Below are 1,750 nucleotides of genomic sequence, written 5' to 3'. Positions count from 1 at the left end.
TGGGCGTCGACAACCTGACGGTGCACTACGAAGCCTGTACGCACTTGCACCGCACCCTGCAGGCTATTCGCAATACCGGGATGAAAGCGGGTATTGCACTCAATCCCCACACACCGGTATCCTTGCTTGAGCATTCCCTCGAGGGTACGGATCTGATATGTGTAATGAGTGTAAACCCCGGGTTCGGCGGACAATCTTTTATTGAAAACACCTATGAAAAGGTTCGTGAACTCCGGTCTATGATCGATTCCAAAGGAATGAAAACGCTTATTGAGGTCGACGGGGGGGTAACCCCGGACAACACTGCTAAGCTGGTTCAGGCGGGAGCAGACGTCCTGGTGGCTGGGAGCGCTGTTTTTCGTTCAGAAGACCCCAAGGCGACCATAGCCCAAATGGCTTCTACAACCGTTTACTGATACTGTTTAAGCAGGTATTTAATCAGATCGGTAGTCGTTACAATTCCCACGAGATCGCCCTGGTCTACCACAGGAACTGCGTGGAATTCCCGGGCAGCCAATAGCTCAGCTACTTCCTTGATACTGGTCTGTGGACTTACAGATCTTATTTTTTTCGCCATCACTTGAGACAGGGTAAACATTTCGTAAACCACGGATTCAATATCGTCCTCTTCCTCATAAGCGCCGTCGGCAAAACTGATTCGAAGTAAATCCGTCAGGCTTAACATTCCCACAATTTTATTCTGACCTTCAATCACGGGAATATGGCGAATTTTATGTTTTTTAAACAGATGCTCGGCCTTTTCCAGGCTATCTGTAGTGTTGAGTATTACGAGCTGTGTACTCATAATAGTCGAAACCGGGATGTTTTGGGGAATGCTCATTTTAATAGGTGTTACGATTATTCAGGATTAAAGATCACTTTTATTCAAGGGAAAAAGTATGACAAATATCATTCAGGAGTCGGGTTCTTCTCCTGCCCTATCGGAGGATAAAACCGAATTAGCTAGCTTTGTACATCAGGAGCAAACACCGTAACCCCCATTGTAATGACGGATTTATTGATTATCGGAGGTGGTCCCATTGGCATTGCCTGTGGTCTCGAGGCGAAAAAGAAAGGGGTTTCGTACAGAATACTAGAAAAGGGACCCATTGTTAATTCCTTGTTCAACTATCCGGTGAACATGCAGTTTTTTTCTTCATCCGAACGTTTGGAAATTGACGACATTCCCTTTATCAGTAATGAGGCCAAACCCAAGCGCAATGAAGCCCTGGAATACTACAGGCGGATTGTCACCTCCAACGCATTGAATCTGCAGCTCTTTGAGGAGGTTACTTCGATTGTGAAAGAAGGAGATTTGTTTTCGGTAGCCACACCTAAAGCCACCTACGCGGCCCGGAACGTGATTATCGCGACCGGTTTCTACGACTTGCCGAATCTCCTGGATGTACCCGGGGAAGACCTGCAAAAAGTATCGCACTATTACAAGGATCCCCACTTTTACGCCGGGCAGAAACTGGCTGTGGTGGGTGCGAGTAATTCGGCCGTGGATGCCGCCCTGGAGTGCTGGCGAAAGGGAGCAGAAGTGACCCTGATCGTCAGAGGTCCTGAAATAGGGAGGCGTGTAAAATACTGGGTACGTCCGGACATCCTCAACCGTATAGAGGAGGGAAGTATCCGCGCATATTTCAGCAGTACCATTCAGGAAATTCGAAAGGAGCAAATTGTATTGGACACTCCGGAAGGCACCGTGATGCTCCCTAATGATTTTGTTCTGGCCCTTACTGGATAT

The 1,750-nt window shown here is 47.7% G+C and carries 3 protein-coding genes; 2 read left to right on the top strand and 1 reads right to left on the bottom strand.

Annotated features, from left to right (window positions below):
* On the top strand, positions 1 to 416 hold a 416-nt coding region (locus WBV75_RS07725; RefSeq protein ID WP_424120055.1), incomplete at its 5' end, for a ribulose-phosphate 3-epimerase.
* On the opposite strand, the gene WBV75_RS07720 is transcribed toward WBV75_RS07725, so the two are convergent.
* Positions 410 to 841, bottom strand: a complete 432-nt coding sequence (locus WBV75_RS07720; protein WP_424120054.1) for an HPP family protein — start codon at positions 839 to 841, stop codon at positions 410 to 412. The two genes, WBV75_RS07725 and WBV75_RS07720, sit on opposite strands and share 7 nt — an antisense overlap.
* A gap of 165 nt (positions 842 to 1,006) precedes the next feature.
* On the opposite strand from WBV75_RS07720, the gene WBV75_RS07715 reads away from it, so the two are divergent.
* On the top strand, positions 1,007 to 1,750 hold a 744-nt coding region (locus WBV75_RS07715; protein ID WP_424120053.1), incomplete at its 3' end, for a YpdA family putative bacillithiol disulfide reductase.

It is taken from the genome of Robiginitalea sp. (genome assembly GCF_049588695.1).
In the GTDB taxonomy this organism is placed as follows: Bacteria; Bacteroidota; Bacteroidia; order Flavobacteriales; family Flavobacteriaceae; genus Robiginitalea.
The sequence above is the reverse complement of the archived record's forward strand: the minus strand, read 5'-3'. Positions and strand labels throughout refer to the sequence as shown.